At 60.4% G+C, this 18,647-nt stretch carries 15 protein-coding genes; 7 read left to right on the top strand and 8 right to left on the bottom strand.

Annotated features, from left to right (window positions below):
- Positions 1–8 precede the first annotated feature (8 nt).
- A complete protein-coding gene (locus tag R6254_RS06810) occupies positions 9–1,292 on the top strand; it encodes a TRAP transporter large permease (RefSeq protein ID WP_318405457.1) in 1,284 nt (427 codons plus the stop codon).
- A 56-nt stretch (positions 1,293–1,348) separates the two neighbouring features.
- Here the strand turns inward: R6254_RS06810 and R6254_RS06805 are convergent, their stop codons facing one another.
- From R6254_RS06805 to R6254_RS06790, 4 genes are all read right to left on the bottom strand, one after another.
- The gene (locus R6254_RS06805; RefSeq protein WP_318405455.1) at positions 1,349–2,725 is read right to left on the bottom strand and encodes an alpha/beta fold hydrolase; all 1,377 of its coding nucleotides are present in this window, start codon (positions 2,723–2,725) and stop codon (positions 1,349–1,351) included.
- A gap of 174 nt (positions 2,726–2,899) precedes the next feature.
- Positions 2,900–4,015 carry an acyl-CoA dehydrogenase family protein gene (locus R6254_RS06800; protein WP_318405453.1) on the bottom strand — a complete coding sequence of 372 codons (1,116 nt, stop codon included), beginning with the start codon at positions 4,013–4,015 and terminating at the stop codon, positions 2,900–2,902.
- An 11-nt stretch (positions 4,016–4,026) separates the two neighbouring features.
- Complete coding sequence (locus tag R6254_RS06795) at positions 4,027–5,208, bottom strand: acyl-CoA dehydrogenase family protein (protein ID WP_318405451.1); 1,182 nt, start codon at positions 5,206–5,208, stop codon at positions 4,027–4,029.
- A gap of 50 nt (positions 5,209–5,258) precedes the next feature.
- On the bottom strand, positions 5,259–5,933 hold the full coding sequence (locus R6254_RS06790; RefSeq protein WP_318405449.1) for a YceH family protein: 675 nt from the start codon (positions 5,931–5,933) through the stop codon (positions 5,259–5,261).
- Between the two features lie 18 nt (positions 5,934–5,951).
- On the opposite strand from R6254_RS06790, the gene purN reads away from it, so the two are divergent.
- Together purN and R6254_RS06780 are read left to right on the top strand one after the other, a co-directional pair.
- Entirely contained in the window at positions 5,952–6,536 is a 585-nt protein-coding gene (gene purN / locus R6254_RS06785; RefSeq protein ID WP_318405447.1) for a phosphoribosylglycinamide formyltransferase, read from the top strand.
- Between the two features lie 177 nt (positions 6,537–6,713).
- Positions 6,714–7,229, top strand: a complete 516-nt coding sequence (locus R6254_RS06780) for a fasciclin domain-containing protein (RefSeq protein ID WP_412103135.1) — start codon at positions 6,714–6,716, stop codon at positions 7,227–7,229.
- A gap of 63 nt (positions 7,230–7,292) precedes the next feature.
- Here the strand turns inward: R6254_RS06780 and mdeB are convergent, their stop codons facing one another.
- A complete protein-coding gene (gene mdeB, locus R6254_RS06775; RefSeq protein WP_412103122.1) occupies positions 7,293–9,977 on the bottom strand; it encodes an alpha-ketoglutarate dehydrogenase in 2,685 nt (894 codons plus the stop codon).
- A 102-nt stretch (positions 9,978–10,079) separates the two neighbouring features.
- Here mdeB and R6254_RS06770 point away from each other — a divergent pair, with 102 nt between their 5' ends.
- Positions 10,080–10,547: an Lrp/AsnC family transcriptional regulator gene (locus R6254_RS06770; RefSeq protein WP_318405443.1), complete on the top strand. Its 468-nt coding sequence runs from the start codon at positions 10,080–10,082 to the stop codon at positions 10,545–10,547.
- Between the two features lie 24 nt (positions 10,548–10,571).
- On the opposite strand, the gene R6254_RS06765 is transcribed toward R6254_RS06770, so the two are convergent.
- Positions 10,572–12,398, bottom strand: a complete 1,827-nt coding sequence (locus R6254_RS06765) for a sensor domain-containing diguanylate cyclase (protein ID WP_318405441.1) — start codon at positions 12,396–12,398, stop codon at positions 10,572–10,574.
- 166 nt (positions 12,399–12,564) lie between these two features.
- Here R6254_RS06765 and R6254_RS06760 point away from each other — a divergent pair, with 166 nt between their 5' ends.
- Complete coding sequence (locus R6254_RS06760; protein WP_318405439.1) at positions 12,565–13,953, top strand: esterase-like activity of phytase family protein; 1,389 nt, start codon at positions 12,565–12,567, stop codon at positions 13,951–13,953.
- A gap of 80 nt (positions 13,954–14,033) precedes the next feature.
- Here the strand turns inward: R6254_RS06760 and R6254_RS06755 are convergent, their stop codons facing one another.
- On the bottom strand, positions 14,034–15,650 hold the full coding sequence (locus R6254_RS06755) for a peptide chain release factor 3 (RefSeq protein ID WP_318405437.1): 1,617 nt from the start codon (positions 15,648–15,650) through the stop codon (positions 14,034–14,036).
- Positions 15,651–15,816: 166 nt separating this feature from the next.
- On the opposite strand from R6254_RS06755, the gene R6254_RS06750 reads away from it, so the two are divergent.
- Both R6254_RS06750 and R6254_RS06745 read left to right on the top strand, forming a co-directional pair.
- Positions 15,817–17,520: a hypothetical protein gene (locus tag R6254_RS06750; RefSeq protein WP_318405436.1), complete on the top strand. Its 1,704-nt coding sequence runs from the start codon at positions 15,817–15,819 to the stop codon at positions 17,518–17,520.
- A gap of 130 nt (positions 17,521–17,650) precedes the next feature.
- Positions 17,651–18,361, top strand: a complete 711-nt coding sequence (locus R6254_RS06745) for a hypothetical protein (RefSeq protein ID WP_318405434.1) — start codon at positions 17,651–17,653, stop codon at positions 18,359–18,361.
- Positions 18,362–18,374: 13 nt separating this feature from the next.
- On the opposite strand, the gene R6254_RS06740 is transcribed toward R6254_RS06745, so the two are convergent.
- A complete protein-coding gene (locus tag R6254_RS06740; RefSeq protein ID WP_412103121.1) occupies positions 18,375–18,647 on the bottom strand; it encodes a DUF1653 domain-containing protein in 273 nt (90 codons plus the stop codon).

The raw sequence follows: 18,647 nt of genomic DNA, 5'->3' as shown, positions 1-18,647 counted from the left end.
AAACTCTCATGACGACCACTCTTTTTATTGCCGCCATCGTGCTGATGGTGTTGGGTTTTCCGGTTGCTTTTGCGCTGGCCATGTCGGCTGCGCTGGCGGTGTTTGTAGGCGGGCGTTACCCGCAACTCATCGTGTTCAAGGAAATGTTTACCGGCATCGACAGCTTTCCGCTAATGGCCGTGCCCTTCTTTATTCTCGCGGCCGAGCTGATGTCGGGCGGTGCGCTCACAGCCGTGCTGCTGCGTTTTGCAGCCCAGTTTGTCGGCCATCTGCGCGGCGGTCTGGGCTACGCCAATGTCTTGTCCCTGACCCTGTTCTCGGGCATTTCCGGCTCGGCCCTGGCGGATGCCGCCGGACCGGGTTCCATGATGGTCAAGATGATGGAAAAAGCCGGTTATTCGCGCGCGTATGCGGCCTCGCTGACCGCCAGCACGGCGATTGTCGGGCCCATCATTCCGCCCTCCATCGCCATGATTATTTATGCCATGCAGGACGAGCAGGTCTCGGTGGGTGGCTTGTTCATGGCCGGTTTTGTGCCCGGCATTCTGATCGCGCTGGCCATGGCTTTTGTGAATTGGCGGGTTTGCCTCAAGCGCGACTACCGTTCACGTGAGCCGCGCCCCACGGCGCGCGAGATGTGGATCAACAGCTTCAAGGCGATTCCCGCGCTGCTGCTGATTGTGCTGATCCTGGTGGGCATTCGTTTTGGTATTTTCACGCCCACCGAAGCCTCGGTGGTGGCGGTGTTTTACGCGCTGATCTGCGGCAAGTGGGTGTACCGCACGCTGGAGTGGAAGGCCCTGCCCGGCATTGCCTCACGCTCGGCCTTGCTGACCGCCTCGGTGCTGATGGTGATGGCCGCCTCGGCGGCGTTTGCCTGGGTGCTGACGGTGGAAGGCGTGCCACAAGCGGTGTCGCAACTGATTGTGGGCTGGGACTTGTCGCCCTGGACCTTTTTGATCGCGGTCAACATCCTGCTGTTGATTTTCGGCATCTTCATGGAGCCACTGCCCGGCATCATGATTCTGGTGCCTATCCTGGCGCCGATTTCTGCCGCGCTGGGCATAGACCCCATCCACTTCGCGATGGTGGTGATCGTGAACCTGACCTTAGGCATGATCACGCCGCCAGTCGGCGGCCTGCTGTTCGTGACTGCCGTGGCGACCCGGGTATCTATGGCGGAGTTGACCAAGGAGTTGCCGCCTTTCCTGATCGCCCACCTGGTCGTGTTGATGCTGCTGACTTTTGTGCCGGCCATCTCGACCTGGCTGCCCCACGTGTTGGGCTTCTAAGGCGTTCTGCCATTCGCCCGTCCGCCGGCGCCCTGCCGGCGGGGCGGGCTTCACCTTCAGTTGGTGAGTTCCAGCACCACCAGGTGTTGCCCGGCGGTGGGCCAGGTCTGGCCCGTGATTTTTTCGCCGTTGAACTCCGCTGAAATCGGGCGAAGTGTGGCCTGGCTCAGGTTGAGCTTGGAACTGGCCACACCAGCGCCCGTGGGCGGCACGCCGGGCAACACAGGGTTGCCATCAAAACGCATGCTGTCCCGCGCCGCATCGAAGTAACCGCGCGGCCGCGTCATGCTGATACTGGACTGGGCGTTTTTGTCAGCCTCGGCCAGACGTTCGGCGCGCAGGTGCACGATGTTGCTGGAGCGAGGGAAGGGGCTGCGGTAAATGTGTGTGGTTGCGTAGCCCGGTGCACTGATGACAAATTCATAAGGCACACCGGCCTGCGCCTTGAACGGGCCCCAGAGGCCGTCGGCGCCCACGGTTTTGTTGTGCACGGTGTTGCCCAGGCGTGCGCCTGTGGCCGCATCGGTGGCGTAGACCTGTAATTGCGCCCCTGGCAGCGCCAGGTTGTTGCTGTAGTTGCCCGAGGCCGGGTCAGTGGGTGTGAGGCCCAGGCCGGTGATTTTGCCGTTCAGCACCGGCACTTCGGGCTGGATGGTGCGCGGCGGTGTCGTCTTGCCGGTGATGAAGCGGTAGGTCACTTCAAACGCCGCGGGAGAAAAAGAAGTCTCGCGGTGGTCGATGCGCGGGATCACCCCATTGGTTGCGCCCTTGAGCGCCGGTCCGTCATAACCGACGTTGGTTGGTGTGCCCTTGGCGCCTATCCACACGCCGTCGGGCTGGGCAAACTTGTCGTTGTTGTCGGACCGCACGGTTAACCATTGGACCGGGCCTGTGACCTCGTCGCCGGCGGCATTTTTGGGCGTGTTGAGTCCGGTCAAAAACGGCCCGGTGCCGGAAAATTCATTGCTTTCGCGAAACCCCTTGATGGCCCAGACGCCGTGGTTGGGCGTGCCGCCCAGGATGGCGCGGCTCACGCGCTGGTCGCCGCCGCCGTTCTGGATGTAGTTGCGGATCGCGTTCCCGCCGCGCGAGTTGCCGACCAGCACGACCTGGCGGGCGCCAGTGGTCTGCAACACCTTGTCAACTTCGGCTTTCAGAAAAGCCATGTGTTCGGTGGTGGAGGTACGCCCTGGCTGGGCCTTGCCGTCATCGTCGCGCGACAGCGGGTAAGGCAGGTCGATGGCATACAGACGCTCGCGCGGCCAGCCGTTGGACTCGAAACGCCAGAAGCTGGTTTGCCACAAGGCGGCGGTGTCGCCGTTGCCGTGGACAAAAACAATCGGTGGATGTTCTTCCTGATCGGGCGCGGTGGCGCAGGCCGTCAGCAACAGGCTGCTGGCGATCAGTACGAACAGATGGCGGCGTGAGGTCATGGGGGTCTCCTGGCGTTCAGTTGATGTCGTTACTGTCTGGGTGTCGACCACCCCAAGTCATGCCGCATGGCGCGCCATGACTTGTCTCTTGATGAAAAAAAGCCCGCAGACAAAGAGTCTGCGGGCTGTCATGGTAACGCTGCACCTGGTGTTCAGCGGTAGGGGAATGCCAGCTCAGGCAAATACACCGGCCGTATCTTGCATGCGGCTTGATACTTCACCGAGCTGGTGCAAGGTATCGCCAAAACTCATCTCCAGCTGGGTCAGCTTCTTGAAGTAGTGGCTGACGATGTATTCGTCAGTCACGCCGATGCCGCCGTGCAACTGCACCGCCTGCTGGCCAACAAAACGCATGGAGGTGCCCAGCTGGTACTTGGCCCGGGCCAGTGCGGCGCGGCGTTCTTCGGCCGGCGCATTGAGCTTGAGCGAAGCGTAATAACTCATGGAACGGGCCAGTTCCAATTGCATCTTCATGTCGGCCACGCGGTGGCGCAGGGCCTGGAAGCTGCTGATCGCCACGCCAAACTGTTTGCGCGTGTTCATGTATTCGACCGTGACGGCCAGGGTCTTGTCCATCACACCGACGGCTTCGGCGCAGGTCGCGGCAATACCGATGTCCACCGCATGTTCCAGCGCGTTCAGGCCGTCCAGCGTGATCAGGCTGGCGGGTGCGTCCTTGCACACCAGGTCCGCAGCCCGGCCGCCATCTTGTGTGCTGTAACCGCGGGTGTTGACACCGCTGGCTGTGCGCTCCACCAGGAACAGGGCGATCTTGCCCTGGACCTGGGCCGGCACGATGAAGGCGTCGGCCTGGTCGCCCGCAGGCACTATGTTTTTGGTAGCTGTCAGCGCCCATCCCGCGCCGGCTGGAACCGCTTTTGCTTCACAAACATCGAGCTTGTAGCGGGCTGCGCGTTCTTGCGAGGCCAGGACCACCAGGGCCTCGCCGCTGGCGATTTTGGGCAACCAGGCGGTTTTGACCGATTCCGGTGCGTAGCCGGACAAGACTGCGCCGGTGATCAGGGTCTGGACCAAAGGTTCCAGCACGATGCCGCGGCCCAGCTCTTCCATCACCACCATGCCTTCAACCGGGCCCATGCCCAGGCCGTCGTTGGCTTCGGGGATGTAGAGGCCACACAGGCCGAGCTCGGCCAGCTGGCCATAAGCCTCGCGCGAGAAACCGCCGGCTTTGACGATGCCGCGGCGGCGCTCGAAGTCATAAGCCTTGTCCACCCATTTGCGGACCGCGTCGCGCAGTTGGTCCTGGTCGTCCGAGAAATCAAAATTCATGATGTGTTCCTTTAACCCAGCACGGTTTGCGAGACGATGTTGCGTTGGACTTCATTCGAGCCGCCGTAAATCGTGGTCTTGCGCATATTGAAATAGGTCGAGGCCAGCGGTGCGTTGGCCTGCACGCCGCCAGGGAAGTTGCCTTGCCAGCCGGCTTCCATGGCTTCTTCGATGAAGGGCAGGCTGTAAGGGCCGGCGGCCAGCATCATCAGTTCGCTGTAACGCTGCTGGATCTCGCTGCCCTTGATCTTGAGCAGGCCGGCGATGTCCAGCGAATTTTTGCCGGACTTTTCGGCCGACAAGACCCGCAGCACCAGCATTTCGAGTGCCACCACATCGACTTCGAGTTTGGCGATTTCATCGCGGAAACGCAGGTCGTCGTAGACGTTTTCGGTTTTGGCCACGCGTTTGAGGCGTTCCAGTTCGCGTTTGGCGCGGTTCACGGCGGCGATGCCGGTGCGCTCATGGCTGAGCAGGTGTTTGGCGTAAGTCCAGCCCTTGTTTTCTTCACCAATCAGGTTGCCGACCGGCACCTCGACATTGTCGAACCAGACCTCGTTGACCTCGGCTTCGCCGTCGAGCAGCACGATGGGGCGCACCGTCACACCGGGCGATTTCATGTCGATCAGCAAAAAGGAAATGCCGGTTTGCGGCTTGCCGGAGGTAGCGGTACGCACCAGGCAGAAAATCCACTCGCCGTATTGGCCCAGGGTGGTCCAGGTTTTCTGGCCATTGACGATGTAGTTGTCGCCCTGGCGTTCGGCCCGGCATTTGACCGAGGCCAGGTCCGAACCCGAACCCGGCTCGCTGTAACCCTGGCTCCACCAGACCTCGCCGCTGGCGATGCCGGGCAGGTGGCGTTTTTGCTGCTCGGGGCTGCCAAAAGCCATGATCACGGGCGCCACCATCACCGGGCCAAAAGGCACCACTTGCGGCGCGCCGGCCAGCGCACATTCTTCTTCAAACAGGTGTTTTTGCACGGCGGTCCAGCCGGGGCCGCCAAATTCCTTGGGCCAGGCGTGGCCTAACCAGCCTTTTTTGCCGAGGATTTTGGCCCAGCGCTGCAAATCGTCGCGCGTCAGGCGCAAGGCGTTGTGCACCTTGTGGGACAGCTCGGCGGGCAGGTTGGCACCAACCCAGGCGCGTATGTCCTCGCGGAATTTCTGTTCTTCAGGGGTGAAAGCTAAATCCATATCGAGGTCTCCAGTGTGGTCTTTTTAGCACGATCGTTCGTTCCCGGGTGTCAGGCTTGAGACAGTCCGAGTTCCTGCTGCAAATGCGCGACCTGGCCCTGCAACTGCGACACCTGGGTTTCCAGCGTGGCCAGGCGTTGTAGCAGGCGCTCGGCCTGGCCCAGGGACATCGGCTCCGCTTCGGCATCGACAGCGGCATCGCCTGCGCCGCCTTGCTGCAAAGGCTGCTCACCGCAGAGCAGGTGGGCCCAGCGCTGCTCGCGCATGCCGGCGGCCCGGGGCAGTTGTTGTACCAGGGCCGCGCCGCCGTCTTCGCTGCGGGTCTTGAGTTCAGCCAGGGCGTCTTCCACGCTGGCGATGTCGGCAAATTTGTACCAGCGTTCGCTGTTGGTGCGCAGCTCGCCCGGTGTTTGTGGCCCGCGCAGCATCAGCAGGCCCAGCAGCACGGCCTGCGGCTCGCTCACGCCAAAGCCGCGCTGAAAGTTGTGCTCAAAACGCGGCACCCGGCTGGAACTGGCTTCAAACACCAGGCTGTTGGCTTTCAGCGCGTCGATCGCCTCCTGGGCTTGTGGCTCGGTGAGTTCCATCACCGGGTCGCGGCTGGTTTTCTGGTTGCAGCCCAATAACAGGGCATTCAGCGACAAGGGGTAGCTGTCGGGGACAGTGCGGGCCTTTTCCATCAGGGTGGCCAACACGCGGGTTTCATTCGGGGTAAGTGCTCTCATGGCGATAATCTTAGAACAATGAAAAACATCGTGATCCTGATTTCGGGCAGCGGCTCGAACATGGCTGCCATCGCCAGAACCGCGCAAGAAGAAGACTGGGGCCCGCAGTTCGGCGCCAACATCGCCGCCGTGATCAGCAACCGGGCCGAGGCCCAGGGCCTGCAACTGGCGCAAACGCTGGGGCTGACCACCCACGTCCTCAGCCACCGGGACTTTGCCTCGCGTGAGGTTTTTGATGCGGCGCTGATGGCGCTGATTGACCGCTACCAGCCGGCGCTGGTGGTGCTGGCCGGTTTCATGCGTATCCTCACCCCGGCGTTTGTCGGCCATTACGCCGGGCGCTTGGTCAATATCCACCCCTCGCTGCTGCCGGCCTTTCCCGGGCTGAACACCCACCAGCGGGCGATTGACGCCGGGTGCACCGAGGCCGGCACCACGGTGCACCAGGTGACAGCAGCGCTGGACCACGGCCCCATCCTGGCGCAGGCGGTGGTGCCGGTGCTGCCGGGGGATACGGCCGAGACCCTGGCCGCGCGGGTGCTGGTGCAGGAACACCGGCTTTACCCACAGGCTGTGCGGGACTGGCTGCAATCCCAGCCTTGAAGTGCTGCGTTGAGTGAAGTTGAAGCGGGCCGAGCAAACGTTTGAATCCAATCGCCGTTTGCGCCCGTATTCAGAACAGCCGTTGATGTCCAAGCCTGGATGCCGGCGCTCTGTTCAACTTCCTCAAAAGGTATTTCCATGCAAACGAAACACAAACTGGCCTCCGTCGGCCTGGCGATGTTCTTGTCCGTGACCGCTGCCTCTTCTTTTGCCCAAGTGATGGTGGGTGGTGCGCCCATGCTGGCATCCAAGGACATCATCGACAACGCCGTCAACTCCAAGGACCACACCACCCTGGTGGCCGCCGTGAAAGCCGCCGGCCTGGTCGATACGCTGAAAAGCCCCGGCCCCTTCACCGTGTTTGCACCGACCAATGCTGCTTTTTCCGCCTTGCCCGCCGGCACCGTGGACACCTTGCTCAAGCCTGAAAACAAGGGCATGTTGACCGGCATCCTGACCTACCACGTGGTGGCCGGCAAGTGGGACGCCGCTGCTATCAGCAAGATGATTGCAGACGGCAAAGGCATGGCTGCTATCAAGACCGTGGCCGGCGGCACGCTGGTGGCCAAGTCGGCTGGCGGCAAGGTCACCGTGACCGATGAGAAGGGTGGCGTCGCAACCGTGACCATCGCCGACGTGTACCAGTCCAACGGCGTGATCCACGTGGTCGACAAAGTGCTGCTGCCGAAATAAACGCGGCGCAAGAATGTGAACGACAGCCCGTGGGCGCTTAACGCGCCCACGGGCTTTTTCTTTTTACGCTGACTTGAGCTGGTGCAAGGCCGCCTTGACGATGTTGCTGGCATTGACGCCGAAAAACTCGCGCAAGGCCGCACGGGTGTCGCTGCGACCGAAGCCGTCGGTACCCAGCGTCATATAGCTGCGGCCCTCGGGCAGGAAAGCGCGAATACTTTCCGGCACGGCACGCACGTAGTCGGTGGCGGCAACGATAGGCCCCTGGCTGGTACGCAGTTGCTGGGTGATGAAAGCTTCACGCGGCGCGGCGTCACCATTCAGGGCCTGTTGCTGACAGGCCGCACCGTCACGTGCGAGTTCGCTCCAACTCGTCACGCTGTAAACCGTCGCTGCTATGCCTTGGTCCGCCAGTTGCTGCGCGGCCTTGATGACCTCGGTCAAAATCGCGCCCGAGCCCAACAGCGTTATTTTCTTAAGCATTTCAGGGCCCTGGCCCATGTCCACCGGTCGTGAGTAGCTATTGAATTGGTAGCAACCCCGGATGATGTCGGATTCCGCGCCGGGCCGCAAATCGGGCTGGGCGTAGTTCTCGTTCATCAGGGTCACGTAATAAAACACGTCCTGCTGCTCGACCATCATCTCCTGTATGCCACGGTCGATGATGACGGCCAGCTCGCTTGCGAATGCCGGGTCGTAGGCCTTGCAGTTGGGAATGGTCGCGGCCACCAGGTGGCTGGAGCCGTCCTGGTGTTGCAGGCCTTCGCCACCCAGGGTGGTGCGGCCCGAGGTGGCGCCCAGCAAAAAGCCACGCGCGCGCTGATCGGCCGCGGCCCAGATCTGGTCGCCCACACGCTGGAAGCCAAACATCGAGTAATAAATATAGAAAGGCAACATCGCCAGGCCATGCACGCTGTAACTGGTGGCGGCCGCCGTCCAGCTGGCCAGCGCGCCGGCTTCGCTGATGCCTTCTTCCAGAATCTGCCCGTCCAGCGCTTCGCGGTAACTTAGGACCGAGCCGATGTCCTCGGGCGCGTATTTCTGGCCGACGCTGGAATAAATGCCGACCTGCTTGAATAAATTCGCCATGCCGAAGGTGCGTGCCTCGTCGGCCACGATGGGCACAATTTTCGGGCCGAGCGACGGGTCTTTCAGCAAGCCGCCCAACATGCGCACAAAAGCCATGGTGGTGCTCATTTCCTTGCCATCGGCAGCCAGCGCAAAAGCCGCGTAGGCGGTCAGGGCGGGCACGGGAATCACCTCGGCCTGGGTGTCGCGTTTGGGCAGGTAGCCGCCCAGCGCCTGGCGTTTGGCATGCATGTATTGCATCTCCGCGCTCTCTAGAGCGGGTTTGTAGAAGCTGAGGTTTTTGGCCTGCTCGTCGGACAGCGGCAGGTTGAAGCGGTTGCGAAATTCGATCAAATCCTCGCCGTCAAACTTCTTCTGCGAATGTGTGGTCATCTTGCCCTGGCCGGCGCTGCCCATGCCATAACCTTTTTTGGTGTGCGCCAGGATCACCGTGGGCTGGCCTGTGTGATTCGCGGCTGCTGCGTAGGCGGCATGGATTTTCACCAGGTCGTGGCCGCCGCGTTTGAGCCTGTCGATTTGTTCGTCGCTCATGCCTTGCGCCAGGCGTGCCAGCTCCTCGTTCTGGCCAAAGAAGTTGTCGCGGTTGAAACGCCCGTCCTTGGCCGCAAAAGTCTGCATCTGCCCATCCACCGTGTGGGCAAAAGCCTGGCTCAAGGCGCCGGTCAGGTCGCGTGCAAACAGGCCGTCCCAGTCGCTGCCCCAGACCAGCTTGATGACGTTCCAGCCGGCGCCGGCAAACAATCTTTCCAGCTCGTCGATGATGCGGCCGTTGCCGCGCACCGGCCCGTCCAGGCGCTGCAGATTGCAGTTGACGACCCAGACCAGGTTGTCCAGGCCCTCGCGCGCCGCCAGGGTCAAGGCGCTCATGGATTCGGGCTCGTCCATCTCGCCGTCGCCGAACACGCCCCAGACCTTGCGGCCTGTGCAGTCCAGCAAGCGTCTGTGCGTGAGGTAATGCATGAAACGTGCGTGGTAAATCGAGCTGATAGGCCCTATACCCATGGAGCCGGTCGGGAACTGCCAGAAGTCCGGCATCAGATAAGGATGCGGGTAGCTGCACAAACCTTGCGCGTCGCCGGCGGTCAATTCCTGGCGGTAAAAGCTCAGGTCTTTCTCGCTGAGCCGGCCTTCAAGAAAGGCGCGGGCATACACGCCGGGTGCGCTGTGCGGCTGGAAAAACACCAGGTCGCCGCGGTGTTGTCCCTCGCCCGTGCCTTCACGCGCATGGAAAAAGTGGTTAAAGCCGGTTTCAAACAAATCCGCCGCGCTGGCATAACTGGCGATGTGGCCGCCCAGCTCGGCGGAGCCGCCGGATTCGGCCTGATTCGCGCGCACCACCATGGCCAGCGCGTTCCAGCGCATCAAGGAGGCCAGGCGTTCTTCCATGGCCAGGTCGCCGGGAAACACCGGCTGCTCGTTGACACCCACGGTGTTGACATAAGGCGTGGACAACTCGGGCTTCCAGCCCACGCCTTGTTCGCGCGCCAGCCGCGCCAGCTCGTCGAGCAGGTAACGCGCGCGGACCGGGCCTTGCGCTGCGGCCAGCGCGATAAAAGCCTCGCGCCATTCGGCGGTTTCCTGCGGATCGGTGTCGGGGGACAGCGCATGGGGAGTCATGTCAGCGGGCAAAAAAGCGTGCAAAGGAAGGGGTGCGTTCATGGCTTCAATCTATAGACAGGCGGGCAACATGTGCAACCAAGATACGCTGTTATGACCCTTTAAAGAAACATAAAATGCTGAAATTAACCTAATTTACAGACTATGAAGCTGGATGCCATTGATTTACGAATTCTGGACGAGCTGCAGCGCGACGGTTCGCTGTCCAACGTGGAACTGGCCAAACGTGTGCATCTGAGCCCCTCGCCCTGCCTGGCGCGGGTCAAGGCGCTGGAGGCCGCGAAAGTGATAGACCGCTATGTGGCCATCACCAATGCCGCGGCCCTGGGCCTGGGCCTGAGTGTGTTTATCTCCATCAGCCTGAGTTCGCAAAGCAAGGCGTCCCTGAGCGAGTTCGAGCGGCGGATTTCCGAACACGATGAGGTCATGGAGTGTTATTTGATGACCGGCGACAGCGATTATTTGATCCGTGTCGCGGTGGCTGACATCGGTGCGCTGGAAAAATTCATCCTCGAGCAACTCACGCCGATTCCCGGCATCAATAAAATTCGCTCGAGTTTTGCGCTCAAGCAGGTGCGTTACAAAACCGCCTTGCCGCTGCCGACTCGCTGACACGCCTGCCGGAAGGGCGACGTATCAATGCCGCTGTGTTTCCGGACCTTGAAGCTGTTCGTCGGTCAGTGCCGGATGTGAAATTTCAATCGCATTGATTTTTGCCAGCAGTTCTTCCCGCCGCTGGTTGTCTTCCTCAGCCGGAGCGCTGGCCGGCTCGTGGGCGGCATCCACAAACTGAACCAGGCGTTTCGTGCCTGCGGCCATCTTGTGCAGGCGGGCCTTGAGTTTGTCGATCACGTCCTGGGCCGTGTATCTGCCCGGCCTGTCATGCCAGATCGCAATATGCAGGTGAAAAGCGTGCGGGTCGCCGGTTTTGTCGGCCGCCCGTATACAGTCCGCCAGCAGCTTGGTGGAAACTTCGGACATGGCGTTGCGGTTGACCGGGCCTTCGAGCAGCAACATGAAGTGGTTTTCGTCGTAACGCACCACGGTGTCCATGTCGCGCACCGCCCGGCGCAGGATTTCACCGAGACGGGACAGCGCCGCGCCGCGTTTTTCGTCGGCCACGGCGTCATGGCTGGGTGCCTGATCCAGCCAGCGCAAGAGCAGGACGCCACATTCCGCGCCTCGGCGCTGGGCCTGCTGCAGGATCTGCGGCAGCCGGCTGTCGATGATGCGGGGCAGCATCAAACCGCTGGCCGGGTCATACGTCGTCAGGGCGGCGCCGCGGTGGTTGGAAAACAAAGCGGCCCGGCTGCGCCAGGCCAGCACCATGAAGACCCAGAGCAAGCCGAGGATGGCCGACAAAACGCCGGCGACCTGCGCCACCTCCACGTTCGACACCCAGCCGGCGTTATAAGCCACCCTGGCCAGCGTGGCCAGTCCGATGGGGGCCGCGCCGATCAAGAGCAGCCGGTTCCAGGCCTGACCCCGCAGCGTCATCCAGACCAGGCTGCCCAGCAGGGCCACGGTGGTCAGCGCCATCCACAGATTGCGGACAGGGCTGGGGACCAGGCTTTGATTGATCAGCAGCAGGCCGGCCATCAGCAGGCTGCCCACGGTGACGGCCAACAGCAGCCGGTGGATACGCGGGTGACCGCTTTTTGCGTACGTGGCCTGGGTGCAGAACCAGGCACCGGCGGCCATGCTCAGCGCGGACGAGACCCAACCCATGACCTGGTTGAGGTGCGCGCTGTAGGGCCAGATGCGCCAGCTGCCGTAACCGATCAACACCAGTTGCGTGAACATCAAGGTCGTCACCACGGCACCCAGCCACACAAAGACCTGGTTGCGCGCCATCAAAAACGCGGCCAGGCACAACATCGCCAGAACACTGAACATGCCCCACATCAGGCCCATCACCACGCCGACCCGGGACGCGCCGTTGATGTATTCAATCGGGGTCAGCAGCATGGGCCTATCGCTGATGGCCCGGCGGTGCTCGAAGCGCAGGTAATAGGTTTGCACCTGATCGCTGTGTGTTAGCAGCTCAAAACTGGGAACGCGTGTGCGCAAGGTCCAGTCGGCGGGCGCAATCGCGTTGCCGGCGGACTGGATGCGCCAGCCGCCTTGAGGTTTGTGCGAGAAAAGACTGGCCCTGAAGATGGTCTGGCCCGGCATGCGGAGGAACCAGGTTTGCGGGGTCTCGGTGACGGGCAGGGCGAAGCGTGCCCAGACGTCCTGCTGGTTCGAGGTGGGGAGCACGGTTTGGCTGGTGTAGGGCTGGAAGTCCCAGGATTCGGCCGCGGCAAAAACATCCGGCGAATCGACAGACGCTTTGGGAACCGCGACCCATTGCAGTGGCTGGGCCAGCGCCAGGGTGGGGCTGTCTTCGTAGAGCCGGTCAAAGACCTGGGCCTGACCCGTGCCCAGGAAGCCGCAGAACACTATCAGCAGAAAAAAACGCACAAGCTTGCCTTTTGATACATCTGTGTAGCTTATTGCAAAAATCGGGCCCCTTGGAGGCTCGCGGGCCCCGTGGGCGCGACGCTGGAGGGATGCCGCCTGACGCGCCTGTAATCAGGGCGTCACATGGATTGAACACCATAGGGTTTTCTTTCGAATTGGATAACACATGCCCTTTTCCCGTCTTGCCGCCACACGGCGTCTTGCTCTCAAGTCAGCTTTTCCGGCCCTGGCCGTGCTGGCGCTGCTCTCGCCGTTTTTGCCGCTCCAGGCTCAGACCGTTTTCCCCGCCACCCTAGCTGGCCACGCGCTCCTGCCGGCGCAGTCTTTCATCGCTGCGCCCAAGGATGCGCCTCAGGATCTGAAAAATGCCGGTAAATTCACCACCGGAAAACGGGTGGAAGCCCTGGGCACGGTGGAGGGTTTGTCGGCCGGCCGCCCCACCGGCGTCTCACTGCCTTTCAAGGGTCAGCCGCTGCAAGGCCATTCCGGCATCAAGAAAATGCCTGACAGCAGCTTCTGGCTACTGACGGACAACGGTTCAGGCGCCAAAGCCAACTCGCCCGATTCCATGCTCTACCTGAACCGTTACGCCGTGGACTTCAAGGGCGGCGGCATGAAGCGGCTGGAGACAATTTTTCTGCACGACCCGGATAAAAAAGTGCCGTTCCGCATCGTCCACGAAGGTACGAAACAGCGCTACCTGACCGGCAGCGACTTTGATACCGAGAGTTTCCAGATCGCCGGCGGCGCTTTGTGGATTGGTGACGAGTTTGGTCCTTTCCTGATCAAGACCGATATGAAGGGCAAGGTGCTGGCGGTGTTTGACACCCTGGTCGATGGCAAGGTTGTGCGCTCCCCCGACCACCCGGCCGTGACCACGCCGGGCGCGCCAGGCGGCGCGGTGGATTTCCAGGTGCGGCGTTCCAAGGGTTTTGAAGGCATGGCTTCGTCCAAAGACGGCAGCAAACTTTATGCGCTGCTGGAAGGCGCGTTGTGGGATGCACCAGCCAAGGCCAACGAAAAGCTGGACGGCAAGGACTATTTGCGCGTGCTGGAGTTCGACGTGAAAAGCGAATCCTGGACCGGCCGCCACTGGAAATATGTGCTGGAGAACAACGGCCACGCGATTGGCGACTTCAACATGATCGATGGCACAACCGGCCTCATCATCGAACGCGACAACGGTGAAGGCACGGCCGACAAAGCCTGTCCCGAAGGCCAGAAACGGACCGATTGTTTTCATGACCTCGCCAAGTTCAAACGTGTCTACAAGGTCGAACTCAGTGATGCGAATGTGGGCGGTGCCGTGCGCAAGATTGGCTACATCGATCTGATGGCGATTGCCGATCCGCACAAGCTGGCGCGCAAGCCGCTGAACCAGGGCGTGTTGACCTTCCCCTTCTTCACGATTGAAAACGTGGATGTGGTGGATAGCGCGCATATCGTGGTCGGCAACGACAACAACCTGCCGTTTTCCAGCAGCCGCGAGCCCAACAAGGCTGACGACAACGAGCTGGTCTTGCTGGAAGTTGGGGAGTTCCTGAAAGCCAACTAAGCCGCTCGTGACGGGTTGTAGGTGCTATTGAATTTATAGCTTCTTGCGACCGTCCTTCAAGGGCTAGAGCCCTGAAACACTTAAAGTTTGGACTGAAACACCAGGCCGGCGTGTTCCCGCAACGCATGGAACTTGATCTTGGGCCACTGCTGCTCCACGGCGCGCAGGGTGGCGCTGTGGTCCACCAGCAGGGTCGGTGCATCCACGGCGTCCAGCGCCACGCGGTGGGAATTGGCGTCCATGAATTTTTTCAGTTCGTTCGGATCTTCAGCCGTCACCCAGCGCGCCAGGTTGAACTGGCTGCCCATGATGCGGGCCTTGACGCCGTATTCATGTTCCAGGCGGTGCGCCACCACTTCAAACTGCAACTGACCGACAGCGCCCAGCAGCAGCAGGGAGCCGGCAATCGGACGGAATACCTGGATCGCCCCTTCTTCGCCCAACTGCGTCAGGCCGGCGCGCAACTGCTTGCTGCGCAGCGGGTCGGCCACTTCGACGGCGCGGAACATTTCCGGCGCGAAAAAGGGCAGGCCGGTGAACTGCAAGGCTTCACCTTCGGTCAAGGTGTCGCCCAACTGCAACACGCCGTGGTTCGGGATGCCGATGATGTCGCCGGCAAAAGCGGTGTCCAGCAGCTCGCGGCGCTGGCTCATGAAACTCACCACGGTGTTGGGCCGCAACTCCTTGCCGCTGCGCACCACTTTCAGCCGCATGCCGCGCGTGAATTCGCCGCTGGCCACGCGCAAAAACGCAATGCGGTCGCGGTGTGCCGGGTCCATATTGGCCTGGATCTTGAACACCACGCCCGAGAATTTCTTTTCTTCGGGATGCACCACACGCTGTATGGCTTCGCGTTCGGCCGGCGCCGGCGCCAGGTCGACCAGCGCGTCCAGCACTTCCTGCACGCCGAAGTTGTTGATGGCCGAGCCGAAAAACATCGGTGTCTGTTTGCCGCCCAGAAAGGCTTCACGGTCAAATTCGGGCGAGGCGCCGTTGAGCAACTCCAGCTCGTCCTGGGCCTGGGTGAACTCGGCGCCAAAACGTTGGGTCGCCTCGGCATTGTCCAGGCCAGCCAGAATTTCATCGTCGCCGCCGGCCTTGTCTTCGCCGGGGCTGAAGACGCGCATGCGTTTTTCGCGGCGGTCATACACGCCGTGAAACAGCTTGCCCATGCCGACCGGCCAGGTGAAAGGCACGACCGTCATGCCGAGTTCCTGCTCGATCTCGTCCATCACGCTCATGGGGTCCTGCACCTCGCGGTCCATTTTGTTGACAAAGGTCAGGATGGGCGTGTTGCGGGCGCGGCAAACCTGTAGCAGACGGCGGGTTTGCGGCTCGACGCCGTTGGCCGCGTCGATCACCATCAGCGCGGCATCGACGGCGGTCAACACGCGATAGGTGTCTTCCGAGAAGTCCTGGTGGCCCGGGGTGTCCAGCAGGTTGATCACGCAGTCGCGGTATTCCATCTGCATGACCGAGCTGGCCACCGAGATGCCGCGCTGCTTTTCAATCTCCATCCAGTCGGACGTGGCGTGGCGCGCGGCCTTGCGCGCCTTGACGCTGCCGGCGATCTGGATCGCGCCCGAGAACAGCAGCAGCTTTTCGGTCAGCGTGGTTTTGCCGGCGTCAGGGTGGGAAATGATGGCAAACGTGCGGCGGCGTTTAACCTGCTTGGCGATTTCGGTGGTTTCGGACATAACCCACGATTATCGGTGATGCGGGCTTATTCGATTGGCGTGTCGTCTGCGATTCTGGCCAAACGCGGATGCCGCATGCCTTCGATCACGATCTCCTCATTAAACACGGGCGGCAAATCAGCCTGACCATGTCAACGAAAATACTGCATTAATCAGGACAAACCAGATGCACCCTTTTAAGCTTGCCGACCTTAAAGCCTTGACCGTACTACCCAACGAAGACAGCGGAGCATGGCTTCGTGGCGCGGAAGAGTCGGTGAAGTTCCTCAAGGCCAATGCCTGGAAGGATGAGATAGTTATTTACGCGAGCGCGAGCTGCGTCTTGATCCACGGCCTGCTCGCGTTGGGCGAGAACGTCACGCCGCCCGACGGCGAGGATCTTCAAAGCCGCAACATGCCCATGCCTGATGACAGTTGGGCAATTCAGCGCGTCTGGGGTAGCGATGGCTACGACATGTACCTAGAGCCTCCTTTAAGCAACTCCAGCAAGGCATTTGTGGGTGGCGAGAAGCTTATTTATCGACGTTCATTCGATGGCGTTAGTGATTCCCCCTCACCCATTGAGTTGAGCCAGAAGCTGGTCCACAGTCTCGACCTTTACTTGGTACCCGAGCGCAATGCTTATTGCAGGCTTGACGCACGCGGCGATATTGAAGATGTCATCAAGATCACCCAGGTCAACAAGGGCAGCACGTGGGGCTACATCGACGTTGTGACGATCCTGCGGAAGGACCTGGACAAGTTCATGGCTCTCTCCAACACCTGCCTGGTATACCGATTCGATTTCACGCGCGTGCGATGGGGGGCGTTCGGCGGGTGGGGTGACCATGAGCGCTACAACAGGGAGGAGGGTGATTTGTTCTATCACGGAGGGGTTTCAGGCGACGGCAGCTACGCCAACGGGGCCATGATCGTGAGACCTCAGGTGACGACGGACGACCTCATTCAGGCATTGAAGGATGAAGAAGACTCTTCCTCGAAGCAATATGCCACGTTCAAAATACAGGACTGGAAGAACAATGCCTTGGTTGAAGCCTCGTGCGGACCGGGGCACCTCTCCAACTACTTCCAGAAGTCTGATCTTCCTTTTGAACTGTCCCCGGCATTTTTCCGGCCGGACGTGCTTCATCTTTTCAAGGCGAACGCCGAGAAATACACCCTGGAAAACCGGAGCATCACCTGCCGGGGTGCGTGGCATTTGAAAACGTACGACATCAATGAGGCAGGGCAGGTGCACACATACGTTGGTTATCTTGCCGATCTGCCCTATGAGGTTCAGCTTTACTGGCAGTCGTTCAATGAATGGCCCAGAGGGCCTATTTCCTCGCGGGCATTTCAGACCGACTTTGAAGGACGTTGGGATACCGGGTATGACCCACTGACGGCTCTCAAGCACACTATCCACAAGTTGGATAAGACGTCATATCCCTGGTGGACGCCGCGCGGCGAAAAAATTGCCGCTGTCGTGCTATATCCCGCATCGGATTCGCCGCAGGAATGGGCCGATGAAATTCTTAAACTCGACCAGTTTTTGGTCGAAGGCTTTCTTGCCAAGCCTCTGAAGGTGCAAGCCGAGAACCTGGGACGAACACTTGAGCCTAGTTGGGGCTCCCTGCGTGTGTTGCAAGAAGTGCTGGTGGGGCTTGGTCAGAGTCAGGAAGACGCGAAGATCATAGTCGCACCAATGCAAAAACTTCATGCGCTCCGGACGACGGTTAAAGGCCATGCATCAGTCGAAAAGAAGAAGGCCGCGGAAGTTGAGGCGCGGACAGAATACGGCACATTCCGCGCTCATTTCAAATCACTGACGACGGAGTGCGAGAAGTCGCTGAACGCGATCCTTAACATCTTCGGCGTTGAATTGAGCTAATTTTCTAAGTAACTCAATGAAAAGAAGGTGTGAAGGGCACTCAATGAATATGAACCATCCACCGAGGCTGATTACGACTCGGTCGGCTTTGCGACATATCCCACTGCATGTGGAGAGTACGGACAAGGTTGTGCTTGATGGCATCCGTTACTCACTGGAGATAGCTGATCGTGCCTATCGCCGATTGCGAGAGACGATCTGGAAGATATCCAGTGATAAAAAGTCCGATCACGTCGATCGGTATGTCGATCTAGTTTCCGATGCTTGGACTATTGTTGATTCGCTAAATCGACTTCGGATTTTATGTAAATCGAATTGTCAGTATGTCAATTACGACTACTGTCGCGCGTATGCCGCTGAACTTCAGTCAATCGTTGTGTTGCGAAACGCAAACCAGCACATGAACGGAAGGCTGGAAACAATTGTTGCGGACAAAGAGTCCGCATGGGGTGCTATTTCATGGACAACGTGTATCACCAATCCTCCGACACGCGCTGAAGTGCATTGTTTTGTGGCAGGAGCGCTGCGCACTACAGATTTGTCGTTGCCCGAGCCGCCTGAGCGACCTTTTTACATGCCAGTCGACGGGATCACTATGAAGGCGAATAAAACCGAAGTGTTTATAAGTGATTTGATGCTTTTGACAGCGCAGTTCGTTTCACAGTTTGATGCGGACTTATCGCAGCTATTTCCACGCGATGCACCACATGTGCGTGACGCGCACGCCACTGCGCACATCTCATTCAACGAGAGCGGCATTAAAGCACCGCGTCTCTTAGTTGCTTTGATTCACAAAGAGATACCTCCAATGAGTCGCGCGCAACGTCGTAGGCAGAGCTGAGCGTAGCCTGGCATCACCGGCACAGCAGCGAGGCGGACTCCACCCGCGTGTCGTTGTCGACCTTGGCGAAACGCGGTTGCAACACGCCCTCAATCACCACTTCTTCATTGAACATCTCGGCCGGCCGCACCCACAGGCCTTGTTCGCCATATAACGCGCGGTACAGGGTCAGGGGTTCCAGGCTTTCGCTGTGGCGCACCGTACCCACCACTTCATACAACAAACCTTTGTAGTGGCGGTAGCGGCCGGGCGGGGTCAGGATCAGGGGCGGGAGGGCGTCGGACAT

Source organism: Polaromonas potterensis (assembly GCF_033446725.1).
Classification (GTDB): Bacteria; Pseudomonadota; Gammaproteobacteria; order Burkholderiales; family Burkholderiaceae_C; genus Polaromonas.
The sequence above is the reverse complement of the archived record's forward strand: the minus strand, read 5'-3'. Positions and strand labels throughout refer to the sequence as shown.